This is a genomic window from Mesorhizobium sp. M4B.F.Ca.ET.143.01.1.1 (assembly GCF_004792275.1).
In the GTDB taxonomy this organism is placed as follows: domain Bacteria; phylum Pseudomonadota; class Alphaproteobacteria; order Rhizobiales; family Rhizobiaceae; genus Mesorhizobium; species Mesorhizobium abyssinicae.
The window spans coordinates 25,752-47,986 of record NZ_SRSR01000014.1; the positions used below are offsets into that span (position 1 = coordinate 25,752).

At 60.9% G+C, this 22,235-nt stretch carries 19 protein-coding genes; 6 read left to right on the forward strand and 13 right to left on the reverse strand.

The window, feature by feature from the left end; translation table 11 throughout:
• Positions 1 to 52: 52 nt before the first annotated feature.
• Genes EN786_RS27295 through EN786_RS27315 form a run of 5 tightly spaced genes read right to left on the reverse strand, consistent with a single transcriptional unit; the run spans position 53 to position 6,567 of the window.
• Positions 53 to 655 carry a cytochrome c oxidase subunit 3 gene (locus tag EN786_RS27295; protein WP_127308761.1) on the reverse strand — a complete coding sequence of 201 codons (603 nt, stop codon included), beginning with the start codon at positions 653 to 655 and terminating at the stop codon, positions 53 to 55.
• A complete protein-coding gene (gene ctaD, locus EN786_RS27300) occupies positions 652 to 2,562 on the reverse strand; it encodes a cytochrome c oxidase subunit I (RefSeq protein ID WP_127308762.1) in 1,911 nt (636 codons plus the stop codon). Before ctaD ends, EN786_RS27295 begins: the two co-directional genes overlap by 4 nt.
• Complete coding sequence (gene coxB, locus EN786_RS27305; protein WP_127308796.1) at positions 2,559 to 3,518, reverse strand: cytochrome c oxidase subunit II; 960 nt, start codon at positions 3,516 to 3,518, stop codon at positions 2,559 to 2,561. The genes ctaD and coxB overlap by 4 nt, the downstream gene beginning before the upstream one ends.
• A 29-nt stretch (positions 3,519 to 3,547) precedes the next feature.
• Positions 3,548 to 4,114, reverse strand: coding sequence for a cytochrome c (locus tag EN786_RS27310; protein ID WP_127308797.1), 567 nt, complete (start codon positions 4,112 to 4,114; stop codon positions 3,548 to 3,550).
• Between the two features lie 32 nt (positions 4,115 to 4,146).
• Positions 4,147 to 6,567, reverse strand: coding sequence for an FdhF/YdeP family oxidoreductase (locus tag EN786_RS27315; RefSeq protein ID WP_127308763.1), 2,421 nt, complete (start codon positions 6,565 to 6,567; stop codon positions 4,147 to 4,149).
• Positions 6,568 to 7,227: 660 nt separating this feature from the next.
• Between EN786_RS27315 and EN786_RS27320 the strand changes: the two genes are divergently transcribed.
• From EN786_RS27320 to EN786_RS27340, 5 genes are all read left to right on the forward strand, one after another.
• Positions 7,228 to 9,339, forward strand: coding sequence for a catalase (locus tag EN786_RS27320; RefSeq protein WP_127308764.1), 2,112 nt, complete (start codon positions 7,228 to 7,230; stop codon positions 9,337 to 9,339).
• A 341-nt stretch (positions 9,340 to 9,680) separates the two neighbouring features.
• Complete coding sequence (locus EN786_RS27325; protein WP_189340177.1) at positions 9,681 to 10,256, forward strand: hypothetical protein; 576 nt, start codon at positions 9,681 to 9,683, stop codon at positions 10,254 to 10,256.
• Positions 10,253 to 10,648 carry a phage holin family protein gene (locus EN786_RS27330; protein WP_189340178.1) on the forward strand — a complete coding sequence of 132 codons (396 nt, stop codon included), beginning with the start codon at positions 10,253 to 10,255 and terminating at the stop codon, positions 10,646 to 10,648. Before EN786_RS27325 ends, EN786_RS27330 begins: the two co-directional genes overlap by 4 nt.
• On the forward strand, positions 10,645 to 11,529 hold the full coding sequence (locus EN786_RS27335; RefSeq protein ID WP_127308765.1) for a hypothetical protein: 885 nt from the start codon (positions 10,645 to 10,647) through the stop codon (positions 11,527 to 11,529). Before EN786_RS27330 ends, EN786_RS27335 begins: the two co-directional genes overlap by 4 nt.
• A 359-nt stretch (positions 11,530 to 11,888) precedes the next feature.
• The gene (locus tag EN786_RS27340; protein ID WP_127282294.1) at positions 11,889 to 12,086 is read left to right on the forward strand and encodes a hypothetical protein; all 198 of its coding nucleotides are present in this window, start codon (positions 11,889 to 11,891) and stop codon (positions 12,084 to 12,086) included.
• 239 nt (positions 12,087 to 12,325) lie between these two features.
• Here the strand turns inward: EN786_RS27340 and EN786_RS39505 are convergent, their stop codons facing one another.
• The 7 genes from EN786_RS39505 to EN786_RS27375 form a co-directional block, all read right to left on the reverse strand.
• On the reverse strand, positions 12,326 to 12,505 hold the full coding sequence (locus EN786_RS39505; RefSeq protein ID WP_348627047.1) for a hypothetical protein: 180 nt from the start codon (positions 12,503 to 12,505) through the stop codon (positions 12,326 to 12,328).
• A 290-nt stretch (positions 12,506 to 12,795) separates the two neighbouring features.
• Positions 12,796 to 13,113 (reverse strand): YMGG-like glycine zipper-containing protein, encoded by a 318-nt coding sequence (locus EN786_RS27350; RefSeq protein WP_127282295.1) that lies wholly within the window; start codon positions 13,111 to 13,113, stop codon positions 12,796 to 12,798.
• 2 nt (positions 13,114 to 13,115) lie between these two features.
• Positions 13,116 to 13,451, reverse strand: coding sequence for a hypothetical protein (locus EN786_RS37850; protein ID WP_189340179.1), 336 nt, complete (start codon positions 13,449 to 13,451; stop codon positions 13,116 to 13,118).
• A 737-nt stretch (positions 13,452 to 14,188) separates the two neighbouring features.
• Positions 14,189 to 14,464 carry a hypothetical protein gene (locus EN786_RS27360; protein ID WP_245478080.1) on the reverse strand — a complete coding sequence of 92 codons (276 nt, stop codon included), beginning with the start codon at positions 14,462 to 14,464 and terminating at the stop codon, positions 14,189 to 14,191.
• A 132-nt stretch (positions 14,465 to 14,596) separates the two neighbouring features.
• Positions 14,597 to 18,160, reverse strand: a complete 3,564-nt coding sequence (locus EN786_RS27365; protein ID WP_127308766.1) for a CheR family methyltransferase — start codon at positions 18,158 to 18,160, stop codon at positions 14,597 to 14,599.
• On the reverse strand, positions 18,114 to 19,160 hold the full coding sequence (locus EN786_RS27370) for a chemotaxis protein CheB (RefSeq protein ID WP_246688761.1): 1,047 nt from the start codon (positions 19,158 to 19,160) through the stop codon (positions 18,114 to 18,116). Before EN786_RS27370 ends, EN786_RS27365 begins: the two co-directional genes overlap by 47 nt.
• 191 nt (positions 19,161 to 19,351) lie before the next feature.
• Positions 19,352 to 19,558, reverse strand: a complete 207-nt coding sequence (locus EN786_RS27375; RefSeq protein ID WP_127308767.1) for a hypothetical protein — start codon at positions 19,556 to 19,558, stop codon at positions 19,352 to 19,354.
• A gap of 504 nt (positions 19,559 to 20,062) precedes the next feature.
• Between EN786_RS27375 and EN786_RS27380 the strand changes: the two genes are divergently transcribed.
• Positions 20,063 to 21,310, forward strand: coding sequence for a GGDEF domain-containing protein (locus EN786_RS27380; protein WP_189340199.1), 1,248 nt, complete (start codon positions 20,063 to 20,065; stop codon positions 21,308 to 21,310).
• A gap of 216 nt (positions 21,311 to 21,526) precedes the next feature.
• Here the strand turns inward: EN786_RS27380 and EN786_RS27385 are convergent, their stop codons facing one another.
• A complete protein-coding gene (locus tag EN786_RS27385) occupies positions 21,527 to 21,898 on the reverse strand; it encodes a nuclear transport factor 2 family protein (protein ID WP_127308800.1) in 372 nt (123 codons plus the stop codon).
• Positions 21,899 to 22,235: the final 337 nt, after the last annotated feature.

Genomic DNA, 22,235 nt, shown 5'->3' on the forward strand with positions numbered 1-22,235 from the left:
GCCCAGCTTATGGGCGGCACAAGGAGTCCAGCGTTTCGGAGCCAACTTTTGGTCAAAGCCGTGGAGCCCAATAGAGGCAGGCATACATTGGCAACCAGGTCGCCACGACGAAGTTCCAGTACATCACATTGTCGCTGACATCCCCAAAGCGCCGCGGATTGTCGCCATGCCGCGAAAACATCAGGCAAGTCAGTACCAACGTCTCCACCAGATCGGTCAGAATATGGGTGGTGTGCAGGCCGAGCATGACCCACACGATCGACCCGTAGGCATTCTGATCCCACTGGATATGCATCGCCGGAAACTCGAAGGCACGCAGGACAAGCGGCGCTATTCCGATCAGGGACATGATGATCAGCCCGATACGCACCTTCCGCAAGTCCTGGTCGCGCGCCCAGCGCGCCAACAAGATGTTCGGAAACAAGCTTGCCACCAGGAAAACCGTCAGCGTCGTCCCAGGCAGCAGATCGGGTGGCGGGGCGTCCGGAGGCCAGCGTGGTGCCAGGCTCATGAGATAGAGGTAGACGACGATGGAAAGCGCAAAGCCAGTGCCTTCAATAAGCATGAAGGCGAGCGTCCCCCACCAGGACAAGCTCGCGGTGCCGAGGCCATGCGGGGGAAGCTCCGTCAAGTCGAGCACCACGCCTTCCTTCATGACTCGTCCTCCGGCACGCCCTTGGGCCAGAACCAGCCAATGAGTGCAATCGCGATTGGTATCGATCCCCAGACCACCGCCCAGGGTGTGAATATCGACCAGATCAGCGTCGCGGTGGTGGCGATTGCCGCCAATAGCGGCCAGATCGAATCCCCTGATGACGCTTCACGCGCCTCCGGGGTCGCTTCAACGATGCTGCTGACCAACAGCTCACGACGGTCGACGCGCAGGCCCGCAGCAACGGGAAGGACATCTCGGCGGTCCGACAGGGGATCAAGGCCGCCGACCACCGGTAGCCGGGCGAAGTTGTACGGCGGTGGTGGGGACGAGGTGGCCCATTCGAGCGTCGAGGCCTCCCAAGGGTTGGACGACGCAACGGCGCCTGTCCTCGCACTGCGTATGACGTCGATGAAAAACAAAAGAAAGCCGCCAGCAAGGATGACCGCGCTGAGGCTGATGAACATATTCAGGCCGGACCATGGCATCTCTGGCTGGTAGGTGTAGATCCGGCGCGGCATGCCCTGCAGGCCGAGGATATGCATGGGGAAAAAAGTCAGGTTGAAGCCCACGAAGATCAGGCCGAACACCCAGCGCCCGAGTGTCTCGCTCATCAACCGCCCAGTCAGCTTCGGGAACCAGTAGTAGAGCGCGCCGAGCAAAGGAAAGACCGCGCCTCCGACCAGGACGTAGTGAAAATGCGCGACGACGAAATAGGTGTCGTGGACTTGGGTATCGAACGGCACAGACGCCACCATCACTCCGGTCAGACCACCGATGACGAAGGTGACGATGAACCCGATTGCGAACAAGAATGGCGTCTTGAAGATCGGTCTGCCTGCCCATATCGTCGCGAGCCAACAGAATATCTGCAGTCCCGCCGGAACCGCGATCGCCATGCTCGAGGCGGTGAAAAAGCTCTCTCCCAACCGGGGAAGGCCGGCCACGAACATATGATGGACCCAAAGCCCAAAGGCCAGGATACCTGTGGCGATCAATGCCATCACCATGGCCAGATAGCCGAACACCGGCCGACGCGTAAACGTCGCGACGATTGTCGATACCATCCCCACCGCCGGCAGGAAGATGATGTAAACCTCCGGGTGTCCGAAAAACCAGAACAGGTGTTGCCATAGCAGTACATCGCCGCCTTCGGCCGGATTGAAGAAATGTGTCTCGACCAGTCGGTCGAGAATAAGGGCCGTGCTTGCGACCATGATCGCCGGCATCGCCAGGATGACAACAAACGACGTGACCAGCATCGACCAGACGAACAACGGGATACGGTCGAGAGACATTCCTGGCGCGCGGTGCTTGAAGACAGTCACGACGATCTCGACGGCTACAGCGAGCGCGGAGACTTCGGTGAAGGTGATCATCTGCGCCCAGATGTCGGCCCGCTTTCCCGCCGCGTATTGGGGACCGGAGAGCGGGACATAGGCGAACCAGCCGACATCCGGTCCCGTATCGAGCACAAAGGCGATCCATAGAAGCAAGCCGCCGGCGAGATACATCCAATAAGAGAATGCATTGAGACGCGGAAAGGCGATGTTTCTGGTCCCAACCATCAAGGGCACGAGGTAGACCGCCATCGCTTGCATGACGGGCACGGCGAACAAGAACATCATGTTCGTGCCGTGCATGGTGAAAATCTGGTTGTAGCGATCGGGCCCGATGAAGCGAGCTTCGGGTTGCGCCAGTTGCAATCGCATCAGCAGGGACAGCAATCCGCCAAGCGCCAGGAAGACAAAGGCAGTGGTGATATATCGTCGGCCGATGACTTTGTGATCGACCGTGGCAAGGGCGCCCCACACGCCCGGCGTTGTCGACCAGATCGCCGCAAGTCGACGGTCGATTTCAGCAGCGTCGAATGCTGTGTCACGAAGCGCGCCGGCATTTCTTGACGTCATTTCAGGCTCTCCATGTAGGCGGAGATATTTTGCAGCTCGACACTGGTCAGCGGCACCATCGGCATGTTGTTCCCGGGTTTGAGCGTCTGGGGATCGGCAATCCAGGCCGCCAACGAACCACGCGTGGTTTCCAGCAGCCCGGCCGCGATCGTCTGACGCCCGCCGATGTGAGTGAGGTCTGGTCCGGTCGTGCCTTTGGCTGCCGTACCGCGTACCGTGTGGCAGGCCGAACAGGGCTTGGCCAGAAAAGCCATTTGCCCAGCGGCCGCATCCGGATCGGCCGGCGTCAACGCATCACCACGTTGCACCGCAGCCCAGCGTTCAAAGTCGGCCGGCGCCTCGGCGATCACCAGGACTGCCATGTGGCTGTGCTGCAAGCCGCAGAATTCCGCGCATTGGCCCCGATACGCCCCGGGCTTTTCGGCACGCAGCAGCAAACTGTTGGACCGGCCCGGGACAACGTCTTGCTTTCCGGCGAGGCTTGGCACCCAGAACGAATGGATGACATCGACGCCTTCAAGCCGGACCTGGACATCCGTCCCCACGGGGATGTGGATTTCGTTGGCCGTCTGAAAGCCGGGCGACGCATCGGAGCCGGCGTAGAATACCTGCCACCACCATTGCTGTCCCCGCACCGTGATCGTGAGGGCCGCGCTGCCCGAAACACCAATGTTGCGGGTGGTGTAGAAGCTTGCAATCGTCAGACCGGCGATGATGACAACGCTGGCCGCGACCGCGGCGAACACCACTGTTGTCAGCCGGCCCTCGGGGTTTGCGTCTTCCGTTCCGGCGCGGCGGCTCCGCAGGAGCGCCAAGCCAAGCACGACGATCACCACGATCCAGATCACCGTGCACACGGCGACTATACCGATGATCAGGTGCTCGACATGAATTGCAGGACCGCCGTGCGGATCAAGCGCGGACTGCTTGCCGCTGCAGGCAGATGCAACAGCCATGATTGAAAGCAGAATAAGGCGAACATTTCTCAAGGCGAGGGTCCCTGATCCGGGTGGACGCCTACTGGTCCCTCGTCGAAAAGGATTATCGCCGGACCGCGATTCTCGGCCGGGCGAGTTTGTTTGTCGTCGTTGCGACTGGGTGCCGCCACCTTCGGGCTGTAGGAACCGATCGTCTGGACATATCCCGCAAGCTGCCAAATTTGCTCGATGGTCAGGCGGTCGCGAAACGCGGGCATACCGTGCGGGCGGCCGTCACGAATGGAAGCCACGATGGAAACCATCTCAGGCCCATAAAGCCACCAGCCATCGAGGAAGGACGGACCGACCCCGCCGCGACCGTCACCATGACAGGTACCGCAACCGAACCAGGCATAAAGCCGCTTGCCCTGGCTTAGATTGTAGGCGTCAGCCTCGTATGGCTTGCCAAGTGCGAAATAGCTCTCGGGCGGCGTGCCCCCGATGCCGTTGGACATGAGGCGGAACCGGTCGAGATCAGCTGCAACCGGCGGTTCGAAACGGAGCTCTCTTGGCTGCCGCAAATAGCCAAGCACCCCACCTGCGCTGGCGAGGGATAGGAGAACCGCAACCGCCAGGACCGACTTCGCAATGCTGAAAACCCTCTCTGTCAAGCGTTCCTCTGCCCTGGGGGGTCATCCAAGGGAGTTAGGTGTGATCGGCTGAGACGGACTGGCAAAAGCTTGTAGGACGGCGTCTTCGACTTCGGGTCGTGATGCGCCAAGGGAAAGAGCGGGTTGGTTTCGGGATAATACGCCCCGCAACAGCCCTTCGGGATATTGTAGGAAACGATCTTCAGGCCGGTGACCGTGCGGGCGACATTGTCATCGATCGCCGTGGTCACATCGACGATCTCACCATCGGTGAAGCCTAGCCGGACGATGTCTTCGCCGTTCATGAATATAATTCGGCGCGTGCCTTCAACGCCGCGATAGCGGTCACTGTAGCCGTAGATCGTGGTGTTGAACTGATCGTTGGATCGCAGCGTTGCAAGGTGCAGAACGTCAGCCCTGCCAGAGGTTGAGAACTCAGGAAAGAGTCTGGCTGGCGTGATGAAATTTGCCTTTCCGCTTTTGGTCACCCACTTGCGTTCGCGTGCCGGCAGCGGCCTGGCAAAGCCACCCGGTTTGAACATCCGCTCGTTGAAGTCCTTGAAGGTTTCCGGGTACGTCCGCTCGATGGCGTTTCGTATCTCGGCGTAGTTGCCGACCCAGGTGTCCCACGGAACCTTGGTTTCGCCGAGCGTGGCCTTGGCTATCCCGGCGATGATTGCAGGCTCCGATAGCAGCGCGGTACTGGCGGGCCTAGCTTTGCCGCGCGATCCGTGGAAATGGGCAATGGAACTTTCGATGGACACGGCCTGCGGTCCCGTCGCTTGCTGGTCGAGTTCGATGCGACCGAGGCAGGGCAGGAGATATGCAATCTCGCCATGCAATACGTGGCTGCGGTTAAGCTTGGTCGCGATCTGCACGCTCAGACGCAGTTTGCGCCACCCCTCTTCCATGGCGGCGGTATCAGGCACCGCTTTCAAGAAGTTCCCGCCAAGGCCGATGAAGGCGCGGGACTGGCCGTTCATGATGGCTTCGCAGGTTTCGACTGTGGTTCGGCCCGTCCAGCGCGGCGGCTCGAACCCGTAAAGTTCGGAAAGCTTGTCCAGCGGCGCCAGCCCGGGCTTTTCGGTAATCCCGACGGTGCGTTGTCCCTGAACATTGGAATGGCCGCGTACGGCGCAGATATTGGCTCCAGGCTTGCCAATGTTCCCCCGCAGGAGTGCGAGATTGCAAACCATATGGACGTTCTGGACACCCATGAGGTGCTGCGTCAGCCCCATGCCGTATACCATCATGACGGCATCGGATTTCGCATAGGTGGCCGCTGCTTGCATCATCTGGTCGCGGCTGAGCCCGGATACACGCTCCAATTCGCTCCATTTGTGATCGCGGGCAGCTTGGGCAAATTCCTCGAATCCGGCAGTATGCTGCTTGATGAAATCATGATCGAGCACGTGCTTTTTGTCGGCTGAAGCCATCGAGGCGGCGAAAGCGACCATCGCCGCATTGTTCGGGTCCTTCGGCTTGCCGTCCTCTCCCGCCACGCGCCTGTCTCCAGATGCCTTCAGGGCGTCGTCGGCTTCGATGAGCGCCTTGCAGACGCCGAACAACGCCGCGATGTCGCCGCCATTGTTGACCTGATAATATTCCGAGGAAATCTGCGTCTCTTTCCCGGTCAGCATCTGGGCTGGCGACTGCGGGTTGACGAAGCGTTCCAAGCCGCGTTCGCGCAGCAGATTGAAGGTGATGATCTTCACGCCACGATTGACGGCATCCTGAAGGTCGTGGAGCAGGCGAGGTGACGACGTACCCACGTTTTGCGCGATATAGAAAATACAGTCGGTGTTTTCAAAGTCCGACAAAATAGCCGTGCCGACAGAGGCGCCGATGCTTTCTGGAAGCGCCACCGAGGAGCTCTCGTGGCACATGTTGGAGCTGTCAGGCAGGTTGTTGCTGCCGTACATGCGCGCGAACAACTGGTACATGTAGCTCGCTTCGAGCGACGCTCGGCCGGAGGTGTAGAGGTCGACCTGATGGGGATCGAGCGCGCGAAGCTCCCTGCCGATCTCGTCGAACGCCTCTGACCAGGCCACCGGGACATATTTGTCACTGGCCGCGTCCCAGCGCAGCGGCTGGGTCAGCCGGCCCTGTTCTTCCAGATCATGATCTGGCCAAAGCTCCAGTTCGCTCAGCGGCTTTCCGGCGAAGAATTCGGGGTCGGCCCTGCGGGAGGTGATTTCCCACGCGGTCGCCTTCGCGCCGTTTTCGCAGAATTCGAGTGGATGCGGTTGTGAAGGTTTTGCCCAGGCGCAACTGACACACATGTAGCCTTCCGGCCGGTTCTGGGTCGAAAGCAATCTTGGTCCTTTCAAGGGGACGCGTTCTCTCAAAATGATCGCAGCCACGGATTTGGCTGAACCCCAGCCGCCGGCCGGCCCGCTGTAGGGCTTGGAAATGGCCGAGCTAGTCTTCAATGTCATTTTTAACCCCATCTTGCTGAGGCACGGCCAGGCTTCTCCTCAAGCGGAGCCTGTGATTGTCTTGCTCCAAGGCGCGCGAACGGCCACGCTCCCACCTCATGGTGATTGATGTCCTGCGCCGACTTGCGTCGAGTTCCCCGGCGCCCCTGGCCTGGTATAGCGTTCAGGAGGAAGCTCGCGTGCAGCGGGGCGTACGCCTCTGGGTTTTTCATAACCCGCCTTCTCAGGTCTCCGAACCTCTGTTCCAAGCGTCCCAGATAACGCAAGCGCGCCGCACACGTTCCCGCGAGCCAGGTAGGCGGCGGGACGAGAGATCAACGCGCCGATCGAGGTGAGCACGCTCATAGATTGGGTGATTTGCCATCACCAAGAACCTTCGACTGCGACGCTGGTTCCCCGAGGAGATTTCGTGGACATCGGTCGCATTGGCTAGTCGGCTAGGCGCAGGACGGCTAGTGCCGTCGACGCAGGGGCAAGCGGCGGCTTCCGACGAGACCGGCTGCCCCCGCGGATCCCAAAGCCTCTTGCGCTCCATTCAACGAAAAACTCGACGTGCTCGAGATGCGAGACCTTTCCGCAGGTCTGGAGTTTTCAGGAACCTAGAGTGCACCCCGGCATTGAGAGAGTTCAACCTGCTCCTCGATCCTTGGGAAAAGCACAATGGTAAAGACGGCAAAACGGCCCTCAGGCAAGTCCGCGATAATCCATGACCAAAAGCTTGTGCGGGGCAATGGGGGAGAGCTTCACCAGATCGTAGGGGATGACAACGCAGTCCTCACCACTGCGCAGGGCGGCTTGGTCTCGGATGACCAGAACTCGCTGAGGATCGGCGAGCGGGGGCCGACGGTCCTGGAAGATTTCCACTTCCGCGAGAAGATTTTCCACTTCGACCACGAGCGGATTCCCGAGCGTGTCGTGCATGCTCGTGGCTACGGCGCGCACGGCTATTTCGAAACCTATGACTCGCTCGCCAAATACACCCGCGCCGACATCTTTCAGCGCGCCGGCGAGAAGACGCCGGCCTTCGTCCGGTTCTCCACCGTTGCCGGATCCAAGGGCTCGTTCGATCTGGCGCGCGACGTCCGGGGCTTCGCGGTCAAGCTCTACACCAAAGAAGGGAACTGGGACATCGTCGGCAATAACATCCCGGTCTTCTTCATCCAGGACGCCATCAAGTTTCCGGACATGGTGCATGCCGTCAAGGAGGAGCCGGACCGGGCCTTTCCCCAAGCCCAGTCCGCGCATGACAATTTCTGGGATTTTATTTCGCTGACGCCCGAATCCATGCACATGATCATGTGGGTGATGTCGGATCGCGCTATCCCGCGCTCCTTCCGATTCATGGAAGGGTTCGGGGTGCACACCTTTCGCTTCCTGAACGCGAAGGATGAGTCGACCTTCGTCAAGTTTCACTGGAAGCCGAAGCTTGGCCTGCAGTCGGTGGTCTGGAACGAGGCCGTGAAGATCAACGGCGCCGATCCGGATTTCCATCGCCGCGATCTGTGGCAGGCAATCCAGTCGGGCAATTTCCCTGAGTGGGAGCTGCGGGTTCAGCTCTTCGACCAGGCCTTCGCCGACAGTTTCGCTTTTGACGTCCTGGATCCGACGAAGATCATTCCGGAGGAAGAGCTCGAGCCAATTCCTGTCGGTCGCCTCGTTCTCGACCGCATGCCGGACAATTTCTTTGCCGAGACCGAGCAGGTAGCATTCATGACGCAAAACGTTCCACCTGGCGTCGACTTCTCGAACGACCCGCTGCTTCAGGGGCGGAACTTCTCGTATCTGGACACGCAGCTGAAACGCCTTGGCAGTGCGAACTTCACCCATATTCCGATCAATGCGCCCAAATGTCCTTTCCACCACTTCCAGCAAGATGGGCATATGGCAATGCGCAACCCTGTTGGCCGGGCGAACTACCAGCCGAACTCTTTCGGAGAAGGACCCAGGGAGTCACCACAGCGCGGATTTCGGTCTTTTGCGGACGCGGAGGAAGGCCAGAAAGTCCGCCTGCGGGCGGAAAGTTTCGCCGATCACTACAGCCAGGCGCGGCAATTCTTCAACAGCCAGACGCCACCCGAACAACGTCACATCGCAATGGCTTTGACCTTCGAACTGAGCAAGGTGGAGACCCCAGTCATCCGCGAGCGGATGGTCTCGCATCTCCTCAATATCGACGAAGGATTGGGCGTGACCGTCGCTGGCAAGCTCGGCATACAAGAAATGCCCAAGCCGGCGGATGCCGCTGTCGTGCCAAGGGACGATCTCGAACCCTCACCGGCGCTCAGCATAATCGAGAATGGGCCAGACAGTTTCGCGGGACGCAAGGTCGGCGTGCTGGTGAGTTCCGGCACCGATGCCGCGTTGCTGAAGAAGCTGCAATCGGCGATCGAGAAGGAAGGTGCGACGATAGAGGTGGTTGCCCCGAAAGTCGGCGGTGTCGAAGCCGGGGATGGAAGCTGGATCGAAGCCAGGCATATGATCGACGGAGGACCCTCCGTCCTGTTCGATGCCATAGCTGTCCTGTTGTCGGAAGAGGGAGCAGATCGGCTAGCCAGAGAGTCAGCAGCGCGGGACTTCGTGGCGGACGCCTTTGCTCATCTCAAGTTCATCGCCTTTGTCCAGTCTTCCTCCCCGCTTTTTGTCAAAGCCGGGGTTGCAACCGACGCAGACGAAGGGCTGATATCGCTCGACGGAGTGAGCGGGATAAACACGTTCGTGCAATCCTGCCGGAGACTGCGTCTCTGGGGGAGGGAACCGGCCGTCAAGCTCTAGAAGAGGGTGGGGACGACTGTTGTCTCGGTGAGACCTTCGCTGCATCTCAATCGTCAGCTCAGAAACAGTTCCCTCGGCATCCACTTGGGCACCACCGAAGCGGCACGGTGATCTCGTAGGGCCTTGGCAGAGGGCGCTAGCGACCCCGCGCGCGGCTCGGCGGATGAGTCGCAGGAATCGATCTCGCTAATTTAGTGAAAACGGATGGAACCTGATGGTCGCCGGTAAGTTCGATATCCAATCGAGGAGATTGCTGCCATGAACAGCGTCATTTACCTGATCGGCTTTGTCGTCGTCGTGCTTGCGATCCTCTCCTTCCTCGGAATCCATTAGGAGATCCCATGCAGCGCGAAGACGATCACGGCCGTAAGCCGGCCGATTTCGAAACAGCCAAAAGCGAACTGTCCGAAACCTTCCAGCAGGCAACGCAGACCGCGACAGAAGCGCTGCATAGTGCTCGCGATGAACTCACCAGAAAGGCGAGCGACTATGCCTCGGAAGCAAAGCAGGCGTTGTTCAACAAGGCCGAGGGAACACAACACGATGTCAGCGCCAACCTGAGGGTCTTTGGCGGAGCGCTGCGAGCGGCAAGCGAACACCTTGCCAACAACGATCAACGAACCGCATCGAAGTTCGTCCTCGATGCCGCGGGCGGCCTCGAACGGCTTTCAACTTCATTACGGGACAAGCCATTCGAAGAGGTCCTTGGCGAGATCCAATCGTTCGGCCGCGAAAATTCCGGGGCGCTGATCGCCGGTTCAGTGTTGGCAGGCTTGGCGCTGGGGAGGTTCATCAAGACCTCATCACGCCCTGTCGAGAGTTTTGGATCGCGGCCGTCGGGGACAACTGAACCGACGCAGCCCCGCTCCAGCCCGGCTGGCGATAACTGGGGCCGCAAGCACGGAGGAGAGCCATGATCGGTAATCAGGACAATCGCGGTCTCACCACCCTCATCGGCGATCTGGCACAGCAGGTCACGACGCTGCTTCAAACCGAAAGCAGGCTATTGCGGGCTGAGATGTCGGAAAGCCTGAGCAAGGCCGGCGCGGGTGCGGTCGAGTTTTTGGGCGGCGCGATTTGCATTCTCGCCGCTTTGATCGTGCTCTTGCAAGCTCTCGTGATCGCATTGGCGAATGCCGGGCTGGGACCGGGGTGGTCCTCGCTTCTCGTCGGGATCGCCGTCGCAATCCTGGGCATCTTTCTGTTGCGCAGCGGCACAGCAAGCATGGCCCCTTCTGAGCTGACGCCGGATCGGACACAAGACCAACTCAAGCGTGACGCACGCGTGATCAAGGAACAAATAAAATGAGCGAGAAATCCGCAGCCGAGCTGGAACGAGATGCCGATATCGCCCGGGCGAAAGTCGTGGACACCGCTGATTCCATCCGCAGCAGGATGACTCCCGGTCAATTGATCGATGAATTTGCCGGAATGTTTGCCGGCGGGGACGGAGCCGCCATGCTTGGCAATCTCAAGGCGCAGCTCAGGGAGAACCCGCTGCCGCTAACGTTGGTTGGAGCAGGCCTGGCCTGGCTCATGCTTGGCAACGGGGCGTCAGCGACCACTTCAGCGGCTGGCAACCATACAGGCATGAGGCCAAGCGACTCCCTGTCCGACCGACCCGTCGATGAGCTCAATGAGGACAGCGAAGGTTCCGGAATTGCGGCGATGCTCTCCGATACTGCGGACTCAGTTGCATCAGCTGCAAGCGATGCGATCACAACTGCAGCCAACGCCGCAACGGGCGCGATGGAAGGGATCACGGGTTCGGCCGGGCAGCTTGGATCAGGCGCTAGCGAGATGAAGGCCCGGGCACGTCAATCGGCACAGGATATATTGGAACGAGAACCGCTGGCAGTCGCAGCAGTTGGCCTTGTCCTTGGCACTGCCCTGGGCACGATGCTGCCCCGCACGACCACGGAGGATGAACAGCTTGGCGGCTACAGCGACAAACTTCGCGACACCGCAGAGAAGGCTTTCGAAACAGGCCTTGAGCAGGTAAAGCAAGTCGCCGCCGAAGCCTACGATACTGTCAAGGAAGAGGCGGACCGGCAAGGCTCTGGTGGAGATGCCGGCACGCTAGCAGGCCAGGTCGGCAAAGTCGTGAAATCGACGGTAGAAAAAACCGAGGAAGCCATACGCGATCGGTTGCCCGAGTCATCGGAGGGGTCTTCCCAAGGTGCGTCATAGCGTCCCCGCAACCTGATCTAACGCTGTCCGTCACTATGGCGAAGAGAATCTGACTCTGCAAAGCAGCCTCGTCCAGCCCAGCCGTGAGGTAGATCCGCCACAAGATACTCTCCGACCATTGTAGGGCCGGCTACGGCATATAGCTGGCCCGCCAAAAGGTTGCCCTTGCCACACGTGAGAACAGCCTCCGCCTAGTCCCCCTTGCGCGTTTGCTCAACTGCCGAGTTATACCTACACCGGCTGTCGAGCCAGCCGCGCAGGTTCTGGAAAGTGTCTCAGTTTGAATTTCAGAAAATTGATGTGGCGTTTGAAGCCCTAGGCGAAACCGCCTATGCTTAGTGGAAATCACGGGATGTGTGATGTCGGAACGCGCACGCCAACTGTTCGACAAATACGTTGCCAGCAGTCTGAACCACCCAGACCTGAAGGGATTGAGCATGGGAACCCATTTGTTCAACCTGAACATGGCAGCGAGTGAGGCGCGCATCCCTGCATCAGAGATGATCGAAGAACTTGGTCCGCTGGCCCAAGCCCTCATTGCTGCTAAGATAGCCTGAATGCCGACGTGATCGGCCCCGCCGCCCGCGTCATGCGCATTGCCACTGGGTGCCGACAACACGCGGATGACGGCAAGAGCGCCGCCGCCAAACCTTGCTTTCGGAAAGGGGCAGCGCGAGCCGTATCCCCGACATATCAGATCGCCGCCAGCACGCCGGCGCCTGATGTGCCCACGAAGATAATATCGGCGAAATCCTTTCGGTGACCCAACAGCCGTTACCTTTAGTCGCAGCGAAAATCAGGGCGCGCCGAAATGCGCCATGGACTCCTCGCAAAGCTGCCTTTTGACCATCAGTTGCTTCAGCCCGGCCGGCGTCCAGCGGTTGTAGTCGTGCAGCCTGGCATGGACCCTGAACAGGAACGGGGTGGCGACCATCGCCCAGCCGCCCGGGCGGGTCGTGGCATGGATGTGCTCCACCGCCGCCCCTGGCCGCTACACATGCTCCAGGTCGGCAATAGCGACGGCGATTTGCTCGTCGGTGCGGTGCTGGCATCGAAGTCCAGGAAGTCGACCGAGCGATTGTTCGGACACATCGCTCTCCATCTCGATCACGTCGCAGGCTCGCGGTTGCCCGCCTCGAAAAAGGCGCTAAAGCCGTCAATTCGACCTCGTCCGCAGGTCCCGCCGCCAGACTTCTTCTACATCGAGAACCGTACAACGAGGAGGCCAGCGCCAAAACGCCGGCCTCCCCAGCCAAATGTTTGGGATCAATAGTCGCCGTTGTAGTATCGGTCGTCGCAGGGCGCGGTGTAGATGCGGCCATAGCGATCCTGGTAGCGGCAGAGCTGCTCGCCGCGGCGCTGCGGGGTGGTGGCCGAGCCGACGACTGCGCCGAGTAGCGCGCCGCCGGCCGCGCCGATGACCGTGCTCTTGGTGTTGCCGCCGATCGCCTGGCCGACCAACGCGCCGCCGGCGCCGCCAACCAGCGCGCCGGTGGTGGCCCGCTGCTGGCTTTCGGTCTGCGTCTCGCAGCCGGCAAGGGCCGCGGTCATCAGCACCGCCAGAATAGCCTTCTTGATGATCATCTCTAGAACTCCTCTGAAGCGCCCCAGAGACTGAAATTGGGGGCGAATGGTTGCCAGTTGCTGGCGCATTGCGGCGGAACATAGGCGGTTCTCCTCACGAAGTAAGACATGGTTTCTCGCCTCTTGAGGATCGTGGTCGCCAAACCGCAAACGGCCTGCGCGAACAGCACGATAACGTTTCGGCTTGAATCAGGTTGCGAATGCGCTAGGCCGCCTTCCGTCCGCATCGCCATTTTCGAAGCGGCAGCCAGAAAGCCATAACCATGACGTTCCGCATATTGGTTGATCTGGCGGAGGACATCCTCCGGAATGGTGACGTTGACCCGCACCACCTTCATTCGGCCTTCAGAGCAACCAGTATAGCGACGCCCGCCGGATTGTCCCGATCGGACATCACCTTTTCGAGGAATCGAGGTCTCGCAGCAGACAGCTTGCGGCTTCGACACCGCGAAGGCAGTTCGCTGGCATTGATGCCGGCCCGTTGACCGCCATGGAAATTGAGTTAGCCGAGTTGAGCCAGGAGTTCCGAAACGCCGCCGAGCGCTGTGGCTCGTGGAGCCTCGAACTTGTGGCGGCGCGAGGGTACATCAACCGCTTGATGGACAGTCCCAAGGGTGGTGCGGTATCTCGCCCATCGTTCCCCAGAACAATTTGCGGCATTTCAACAGGGATTGGAAACAACCCCAAATTCTCTGTTTTAGAAAATCCTTAATTGCCCTACGGTAATGTCATTAGTTGGCGGGTGGGGATCCGCTGTGGAACGTGGGGTAGCGGCGTTGCCAGGCAGCGCATGCATGGTTGGGCAAAATGGGGTTGGCGTTATTTAAGATCGGCGAGTGCCAAGGCTGCGTTGGCACCGGCACGATGTTCGATTGTGCGAGATGGCGCAGCTCGAACGGTCATTGCTGCCCAGCGGGCACGCATCAGCACAGATGTCCTGGAATTACCGTGACATGCGCTGAGTGCGATGGCACGGGCGGGGTGAAAACGCCTTCGGGATATGCGGAATCGAACGCCGCTTGAATTAGGGCATTCCTCGGAGAAGGTCGTTACCCAAGCAGCACCGAGCGAAAGATCAGTCGTCATGCCTGCGGAAGTGTGCGACCGCCTCGGTCAGCGCCTTGGGATCGACGGGCTTCGACAATCTGGGCGACTGCCGGAACGCATCCGGGAAGGCGGTCGAGCTGTCATAGCCGGTCAGGAACAGGAACGGGATGCCGCGCGCCGTCAGCAATTCGGCTATCGGAAAGCTCCGCTCGCCATTCAGATTGACATCCAGGACGGCGCCGTCGAGTTCGACGCCATCTATTTCGCGCAGGGCATGCTCCACCGAGGCGGCGGGGCCAATCACGTGGCATCCCGAACCGTCAACTGATCGGAGAGATCCAGCGCGACAAGGAACGCATCCTCGACGACGAGAACATTCAGCCCTGAAAGCGACGTATTCATAGCTTGCCTGGAGCAGGCAGGGACAGATAGTCGATCATGACTTGGGCAGCGGAATACGCAACAAGCACTCCACACCGGCCCTTTTGAACCGCAGATCCACATTTCCACCTAGCTCGTACTCCAAACTCTGCTGGATAAAAGTGGTTCCAAAACTTCTTTTCGGCGGCTCCTTCACCTTCGGGCCGCCGCTCTCCTTCCAGGCGATCGACAGCATCTGCGAGCCATCGATGCGCCAGGAAACCTCCACGCGGCCTTTTTCGGTGGAAAGCGCGCCATATTTGGCAGCGTTGCTACCCAGTTCGAAGAAGACCAGTCCGAGCGTGGCGGCCGCGCTGGCATCCAGCTGGAACGGCTCGCCCTCAAGGCCGAGGCTCTGGCCTTCCTTGCCGACATAGGGAGACAGGGTTGCTCGAACCAGCTTTTCGAGGTCGGCGCCTCCCCATTGATAGGATGCCAGCAATTCGTGCGTGCGCGCCATCGCCTGCAGGCGAGCGTGGAAGGCGCCCGCGAAATCGTCGAGCGTACCCGATGAACGCACCATGCGCGAGGTCAGCGCGGTGACGGTTGCTAGGATGTTCTTCACGCGATGCTGCAATTCGTGCAGCAGTCGCTCTTGGTTGCGCTCGGCATCCTTGTGGCTGGATATGTCAATCACCGCGGCGATGGCGCCGCGCACATTGCCCAATTCGTCGAACAGCGGATTGGCCGACATCATGACGTCCACATTGCCGCCATTGGTGCGCGCGATTCGAGCCTCGAAACCCGGAATGGGCTTGCCTGTCCGCATCGCCTTCAGCAAGGGTTGATCGGCGGCGTCTACCGCGGTTCCGTTCATCATCAGCGGCAGGATGGCGGGCATGGAACTGAGCTTGCCATCCGTGGCGGGCCGGCCGGCGAGTTCCACCGCGTGGCGATTGGCGCGGATTTGTTCGCCATCGCCGTCCTCGGCGATGAAAATACCCACCGGCACCAGATCCAGGAGGGTTTCCAGGCTTTCGACGCGGTTGCGCAGGTCATGCGACAGCGCGCCGATCTTCTCTTCCGCCCGCGCTATCTGCGTGACATCGACAAAGGTGACGACCACGCCGGCGATGACATTGTCGACGGTGCGGTAGGGCAGCACGCGCATGATGTAGCGCCGACTGCCTTCGGCGCCCTCGATCTGCCGCTCGATCGTGCCCAAACGCCGCAGAACCTGCTCAATATCGGCCTGCAGGCCGTCGGCGGCAAAGCGCGGGCGCACATGCGCAAGCGGCCGACCGACGTCGCTTTCGACCAGCCTGAACAGGTCCCGCGCCGTCGGCGTGAAGCTCTTGATGCAGAGGTCGCGGTCGAGGAACACGGTCGCGATCTGCGTGCTCTCGAGAAGGTTCGCCATGTCGTTGTTGGCGCGGCTGAGCTCATCGACGCGGATGTTGAGCTCGGCGTTGACGGTCTGCAGTTCCTCGTTGATCGACTGCAGCTCCTCCTTGGAGGTCTCCAGCTCCTCGTTGGAGGACTGCAGCTCCTCGTTGATGGAAGACAGCTCCTCGTTGGACGACTTAAGCTCCTCGTTGGAGGATTCCAGCTCCTCAGTCGTGATCTGCAACCGCTCTTTGGTCTCCCTGAGCTCCTTTTCGAGCTGGCTGACATTGGCGCTTTCGACATCGTCGGTATGGACGGGCTCGCTCTCAGGCTCCGGCTTGATACCGCCGACATCGCGGAACACCAGCATAAAGAGCGGGTCCGCTCCGCTCTCGGTCGGCAGCGGCTGCACGGCGAGGCTGATTGTCTGGCGGCCGCCATTGGTACCGACGGTGATCTTGTTCTGGATCGCCACCTGGCCGGTGCTGACAGCCTTGTGCAGCGCGGCCCTCAGGTCCATCCGCAGTCCGCGGCGCGCCATGGAAAAGACGTTGGAGTCGGGAGCGCCGGCTGCGAGCTCCAGGTATTTTCCCGTGCCGCCTGAACTGTGGATCAGTTCGCCGGCCGCGTTGATGACCACGTAGGCGGGCGAATAGCGGTCGAGGAGCAGCCGTTCGGCGCTCTCCTGCAGGGTTCCGCTGGTCGCCCGCTGGCGCACATGCGGGGGCTGCCGCGCCGCGGCGGCGAGCGGGAATTCAGGCAGCCGCTGCGCCGTGACGCCGGCACGCTTCTGGAAAAGGCGACTGGGCTTGTCGATGGTCGAGAACAGGCGCACATGACGGGTGACGTTCTCGGAGGAACCGAGGAAGAGATAGCCGTTGTTGCGCAGGGCATAGTGGAAGATCGGAATGATCTTTTCCTGTAGCTCCGGCCCCATGTAGATCAGCAGGTTGCGGCAGGCGATCAGGTCGAGCTTGGAAAAGGGCGGGTCGCGCAGCAGATTGTGTGACGAAAACAGGCATACCTCGCGAAGTTCGGACGCGACACGGTAGGTGCCGTCCTCGCGCGAGAAGAATTCCTTCAGCCGCTTCGGTGTGACGTCGGTTGCGATGGTCGCGGGATAGCGCCCGGCGCGGGCCACTTCCAGCGCACGCTCGTCGATGTCGGTGGCGAATATCTGCAGGTTGGGCGAAGCGGCGCCGCGCGGCGCGTTCTCCCTGAGCAGCATGGCGACCGAATAGGCTTCCTCGCCGGTGGCGCAGCCCGGCACCCAGACCCTGATCGTCTCGTCGGGCTTGCGGCCCTCGAAAAGCTTTGGAACGACAAGGCGCTCCAGCACATCGAATGCATGTGGGTCGCGGAAGAAGCTGGTCACGCCGATGAGGAGGTCCTGGAACAGGAGATCGACCTGTTGCGGCTCCGCGCGCAGCCGTTCGTAGAAGGCGGCCGGATCGTCGATCTGCAGCACCTGCATGCGGCGCTGGATGCGCCTCAGGATGGTGTTGTCCTTGTAGCCGCTGAAATCATGGCCGGTGCGCATGCGCAGCAAGGCAGCAATCCGCGAAAGCTGTTCGGCGACGTCGCGCTTGTGGCGATCGCGCTCGCTGTCGGCGCGGCTCGAGTGGCGAAAATAACTGACCAGCTTGCCCGCCATCTCCTCGGCCGGAAGCACCATGTCGACCAGGCCGCTCTGGACGGCACTGCGCATCATGCCGTCATATTCGGCACTTTCCTGCGCCAGCGTGAGCCCGCCGCGTTCCTTGATCGCCCTCAGGCCGATCGTGCCGTCGCTGCCGGTTCCCGAAAGGATGACACCGGCCGCGTTCTCGGACCGATCCTGCGCCAGCGAGGTGAAGAAGTCGTCGATCGGCGTTCGCCTGGCGCGCGTGGCCGCCATCCTGGCGACACGGAAACGATGATCCTCGACAGTCACCGAAACTCCGGGCGGGATCACGTAGATCTTGTCCGGCCCGATCTCTATGCCCTCGGCCGCCGTCTGCACCTCGATCGACGTGCAGCGCTGGATGATGCTTGCGAGCACACTTTCATGCTCGGCGTCCAGATGCTGGATCACCACATAGGCAAAACCGCTGTCGGCCGGAACCTCGGGAAAGAACTTTTGCAATGCCCCGATGCCGCCCGCCGACGCGCCTACGCCGATAATGGGGAAAAAACCATCGGCAGGCGCTTTGATGCCGTCGACTGGACTAGCCCGCTTTTTCCTTCCCGTTGCCTTCTTCGGTGACTGCGCCATCGTCCGTTACCTGCACCCGCCTGCTTTCCAGAATGCGCTCGATGACAGCGGCATCCGCCTCATATTCCCTGGCTCGCTCGTCGAGCTGCGTGGCGAGTTCGGAGCGGAACTTTTTCTTTTCGCGTTCGGCCATCCGTCGGGCAAACGCCGCCCGTTGCTGGTGCGAGCGCAGCAAGCTCCACAATATTTCATCCGCCTCGACCGCCTGTGCTTCCATCATCGCGTCGGCGGTGAAGGCATGCCCGGTATGGCACCGATAGCGAACCATGTCACCATCTTCGATTTCCCACAGCGGCCCGTGGCATTCCGGACATGTAAACACCGACAATTCGCCGAGTCGATCTTCATCTTTCATGGTCGAATGCTCCTGAGCGGCGACCGCCGCTTCCAGCCTGACGCTTGACGGGGCGGGCAAGGTTTTGCCGGCCGACTCTGCCGCCAGTTTTGCCAGGCAGACGCCCAGTTCAGCCGCGGGCAGGCAGTGGTCGACCTCGACATGGTGCAGCGCGCTTTGCACCATGGCCGGCACCAGAGTGTCCTTCGGATGCTGGACAAGGGCCAGCCCGCCGACCGCCTTGATCGCCCTCAGGCCCGCCGTGCCGTCGGCAAGCGAACCCGACAACAGGACACCGATGCCGGCAGCGCCGTAGCTCAGCGCGGCAGAGCGGAAAAGCGGGTCGATGGCCGGCCGGGCAAGGTTTTCGCGCGGTCCGCGCCGCAACATCATGTGGTCGCCATGGAGCAGAAGGTGGAAACCGGGCGGCGCGACGTAGATCTTGCCGGTCCTGAACTTGGCGCCGTTCTCGGCGACCAACGTCTTGAGCCTGCCCGCGCGATCGAGGATTTCGGCCAGGTAGCTGACCTGTCCGACATGCAGCACCACGAACACCGCTGCCGGCAGATCGGCGGGCAGGTCGCCGACGATCTCCTTCAGCGGCTCGACCCCGCCGGCGGACGCGCCGATGACGATGACAAAGCGGTTGCGTGCGGCGGGCGTCACCTGTCGCTCAAGGCGGGTCTCATCCTCGCTTATGGCTGAAACAGGGTTCTGATCTTCGGCCATTGCACCATACCAGGGGCACGGAATGCGCCCTCGGCCTCGGATCAACAATGGGTGAGGGGGGACTTATGTTCCATGGCGCGCCTGGCCTGCCTTCGCAAGGAAGCATGGATGGGTAGGAGGCAAGAGCATTACGACGAAACGGTGATCACGCCAAGCAAGGGCGAGAGATGGTTCTGCGCTGAAGCCGCAGCGCGCACGCGGGCTGGCGAAAGGCGCGGTGAAGCATCGCAGAGCTTTGGAGAGATTGTCAGGATGTCCTCGACCTTGCCGGGGATGACTGGTAAGTCCTCGATGTCCTGCATGGCTTTGGACAGGATCGCTGTTGCCGCTTGCATGTCCGCATCGGAAGCGAGCCTTCTGGCAGCCGCTCCGGTCCGACCAATTCCTCTAATCCGAGCAACCCGAGAATGGTCAGCGTCGTCGCCGACAGTTTCGGCGCGTATGCCTTAGCGACGGGCGATCAGCTGACAGAGCATAACCATCTTGGCTGAACCAGTCGCGAGGCGGTACAACACTCTCCTGCCCGGCAGGTCGAAAGGCTCGTCGACAAGCGACGGACCGTTTGCTGCGCTCCCACAGGCTTCGGTCCGCTCGTGGGCCGGGGCTGAGCCGCCGCCCTCGATCGCCAGTTAGGCATTCGTCCAAGCTCTTGTTCTTAGCGGCGATGCGCGAGCCTGTCGTCAACGGTTTGGACCATTCACGAGACCGGATGGATGGGATTTTCGTTCAACTGGAAAGCAAATCTTTAGAAAGACCGGACATGTTGCCTATTTCCGCCACCGCGCTTGGTTGGGAAACCGTTAGGGGGAAGCGGCCAAAGGCCTAAGGTTGTGTCAAATCTGGTGCCCTCCGACGAGCAGTATGAACCCGCCATAGGTGCAGAAGTTGACCAGCTTCTGGCTCGCCGCACGCGCGACATCCGTCTCAAACGCGAGATCATGCGCCTGTTCAGGGCGCGTGTCTGGTCACAGACCGCGAAGATCATACGTGCATGGATGATCTGGGTGGCTTTGTTGGATGTGCTCACCCTGACGGTCAACATGGTGATCCTTCCAAGCGCGGTCGCCACTCGCATGCTTCTGCCGGCCGCAATCATTCCTCCGGTCGCGATGGCCGTGGTCCTTCTCTGGCGAAAACCGCAGGCACCGTGGGTCGAAGCGTCCTCGCTCATCACAGGGATGTTTCTCATCTTGTTGTCGGTCGCATTGGTCGGCGTAAGCGCTGGTGGCGAGTTCTATGAACGGCAATTGAATGTCATGTTGTTCGTGGCCATTACCGCGATCATCATTTTCGGTATCCCGCTGGCCTCGACGGTGGCCATCGCCGGGCTGGCGCTCGGGCTGTATCTCGTGTTTCAGCTGCAGAACCCCGCCATCGAACATGGGAGCGCGGCCGCTGGGACGCTGTTCTTCGCCAGCGGTATCTTCGCAACAGTCGCCGCGCGACGCATCATGACAATTCTGGCGCAGAAGACTTTCCTGTTTGAGCTTCGCGATCGGCGCAGGGTTGCCGAACTGGCCAAGGCGAACCAGCTGTTGGAACTGTTGGCAAGGACCGATCCGCTCACCGGCCTCGCCAACCGGCGCTGGATGACGGAAACGCTCAGCCGCATCTGGGGAAGCGACAAACGCTGCCTCGACGGTGCCGCACTGCTCATGTGCGACATCGATCACTTCAAGAAGCTCAACGATCACCTCGGCCATGCCGAAGGCGACCGCTGCCTGGTCGAGGTCGCTGGGATTATCCAGCAAAACATCAGGCGCGATCAGGATCACGTGGCCCGCTACGGCGGCGAAGAGTTCCTCGTGCTTTTGCCCGGGGTGACGGAGGAAGAGGCGAGCGCCGTGGCCGAACGCATTCGAAAGAGCGTTGAGGCCGCAGCCATTCCCAACCCGGGCACTCGCGCGCGCCGCGTTACTCTCAGCGTTGGAGTTGCAATGCAGACCGCGGACGAGGCCATCTCACCGGAGCAGCTACAGCGCCACGCCGACACAGCGCTCTATCTCGCGAAGGAAAGAGGGCGCAACCGAATTGTGCTCCGCAGACCGGACTCTGAGGAGTGTAAACCTGTTCGTTGGGCACAGTGATGCCGCCAAAGGCCCCGGTTCGGGTCCGGCCGGGTGAGCATCCATCGTCGCTCGTGTCGCCTTCGCGCTCATCGGTGCCGATTTGCCGAGTGCGTTGGAGTCGTCGATCTTAACCGCTGCAGGCTTGGCGGCCTTTGAAGTTTGGATACGGAGTCCTAGTGGCGAACGATCAGAGGAGCGAATTGTGGACCGCCTAGAGTTGAGGCACGCGCCGTTCTACTCGACCATCTTCCAGTACGAGTCCTTGCGGATCACCTTGCCGTCGCGGAACGTGTAGAAGTCGCAACCGCGGACTTCCTTTCTCGTCCCGTCGCGGGCAGTGCCGGTGAGAAGCCATTTCGAGATGCCGGTATTGTTTGCCGCATCCACGAAATGCTCGCCATTGCCATAGTGAACATCGGGCAAGCCTTCGAAACGTGTGGCCAGCGCGTCTCGGACATTTGCCTTGCCTTCGAGGCGGGAACCCCATGGTTTGTTGCCCCTGGGCATCTCCAGGACGCAGTCGTCGGCAAAGCACGCCATGATGCGATCGAGATCGTGGGCGTTGAAGGCGTCGCACAGCTCCGTCAGCGTCGATCGAATGTCCATTCGCCCGTCTCCTCCAGTCGTATAGCCTATAACGTGCACGTTCGATGATCGAAGTAGGTCACCGGCGGCGATGCCGGTCAAGGCCTCCAAGGCTGCCCGGAAAAAACGCGTGCCCGCTCATGGCCAGCCGCATCATCCCCGCCACGCTGCGGTCTCTCCTACATCGCCGCCAATCTGCGCCCCGAGGACCGAGCCGAGATCGACTGCCAGCTCGACCATTGGTCGCCGGCGCTGCTGGCGCTCACTGCCCAGCACGGCTCTGGAACTGGTGATATTGGCGCCGGCATGCGCGGCAGGTGAAACGGCGTTGATACGAGGGCCACTAGGGGAAGATCGG

Bases quoted from the DNA above. Each gene is read 5' to 3' on its own strand.
- EN786_RS27295 (WP_127308761.1), bottom strand. From the start codon at position 655: ATGAAGGAAGGCGTGGTGCTCGACTTGACGGAGCTTCCCCCGCATGGC.
- ctaD (WP_127308762.1), bottom strand. From the start codon at position 2,562: ATGACGTCAAGAAATGCCGGCGCGCTTCGTGACACAGCATTCGACGCT.
- coxB (WP_127308796.1), bottom strand. From the start codon at position 3,518: ATGGCTGTTGCATCTGCCTGCAGCGGCAAGCAGTCCGCGCTTGATCCG.
- EN786_RS27315 (WP_127308763.1), bottom strand. From the start codon at position 6,567: ATGACATTGAAGACTAGCTCGGCCATTTCCAAGCCCTACAGCGGGCCG.
- EN786_RS27320 (WP_127308764.1), top strand. From the start codon at position 7,228: ATGGTAAAGACGGCAAAACGGCCCTCAGGCAAGTCCGCGATAATCCAT.
- EN786_RS27325 (WP_189340177.1), top strand. From the start codon at position 9,681: ATGCAGCGCGAAGACGATCACGGCCGTAAGCCGGCCGATTTCGAAACA.
- EN786_RS27330 (WP_189340178.1), top strand. From the start codon at position 10,253: ATGATCGGTAATCAGGACAATCGCGGTCTCACCACCCTCATCGGCGAT.
- EN786_RS27335 (WP_127308765.1), top strand. From the start codon at position 10,645: ATGAGCGAGAAATCCGCAGCCGAGCTGGAACGAGATGCCGATATCGCC.
- EN786_RS27340 (WP_127282294.1), top strand. From the start codon at position 11,889: ATGTCGGAACGCGCACGCCAACTGTTCGACAAATACGTTGCCAGCAGT.
- EN786_RS27350 (WP_127282295.1), bottom strand. From the start codon at position 13,113: ATGATCATCAAGAAGGCTATTCTGGCGGTGCTGATGACCGCGGCCCTT.
- EN786_RS37850 (WP_189340179.1), bottom strand. From the start codon at position 13,451: ATGAAGGTGGTGCGGGTCAACGTCACCATTCCGGAGGATGTCCTCCGC.
- EN786_RS27365 (WP_127308766.1), bottom strand. From the start codon at position 18,160: ATGGCGCAGTCACCGAAGAAGGCAACGGGAAGGAAAAAGCGGGCTAGT.
- EN786_RS27375 (WP_127308767.1), bottom strand. From the start codon at position 19,558: ATGCAAGCGGCAACAGCGATCCTGTCCAAAGCCATGCAGGACATCGAG.
- EN786_RS27385 (WP_127308800.1), bottom strand. From the start codon at position 21,898: ATGGACATTCGATCGACGCTGACGGAGCTGTGCGACGCCTTCAACGCC.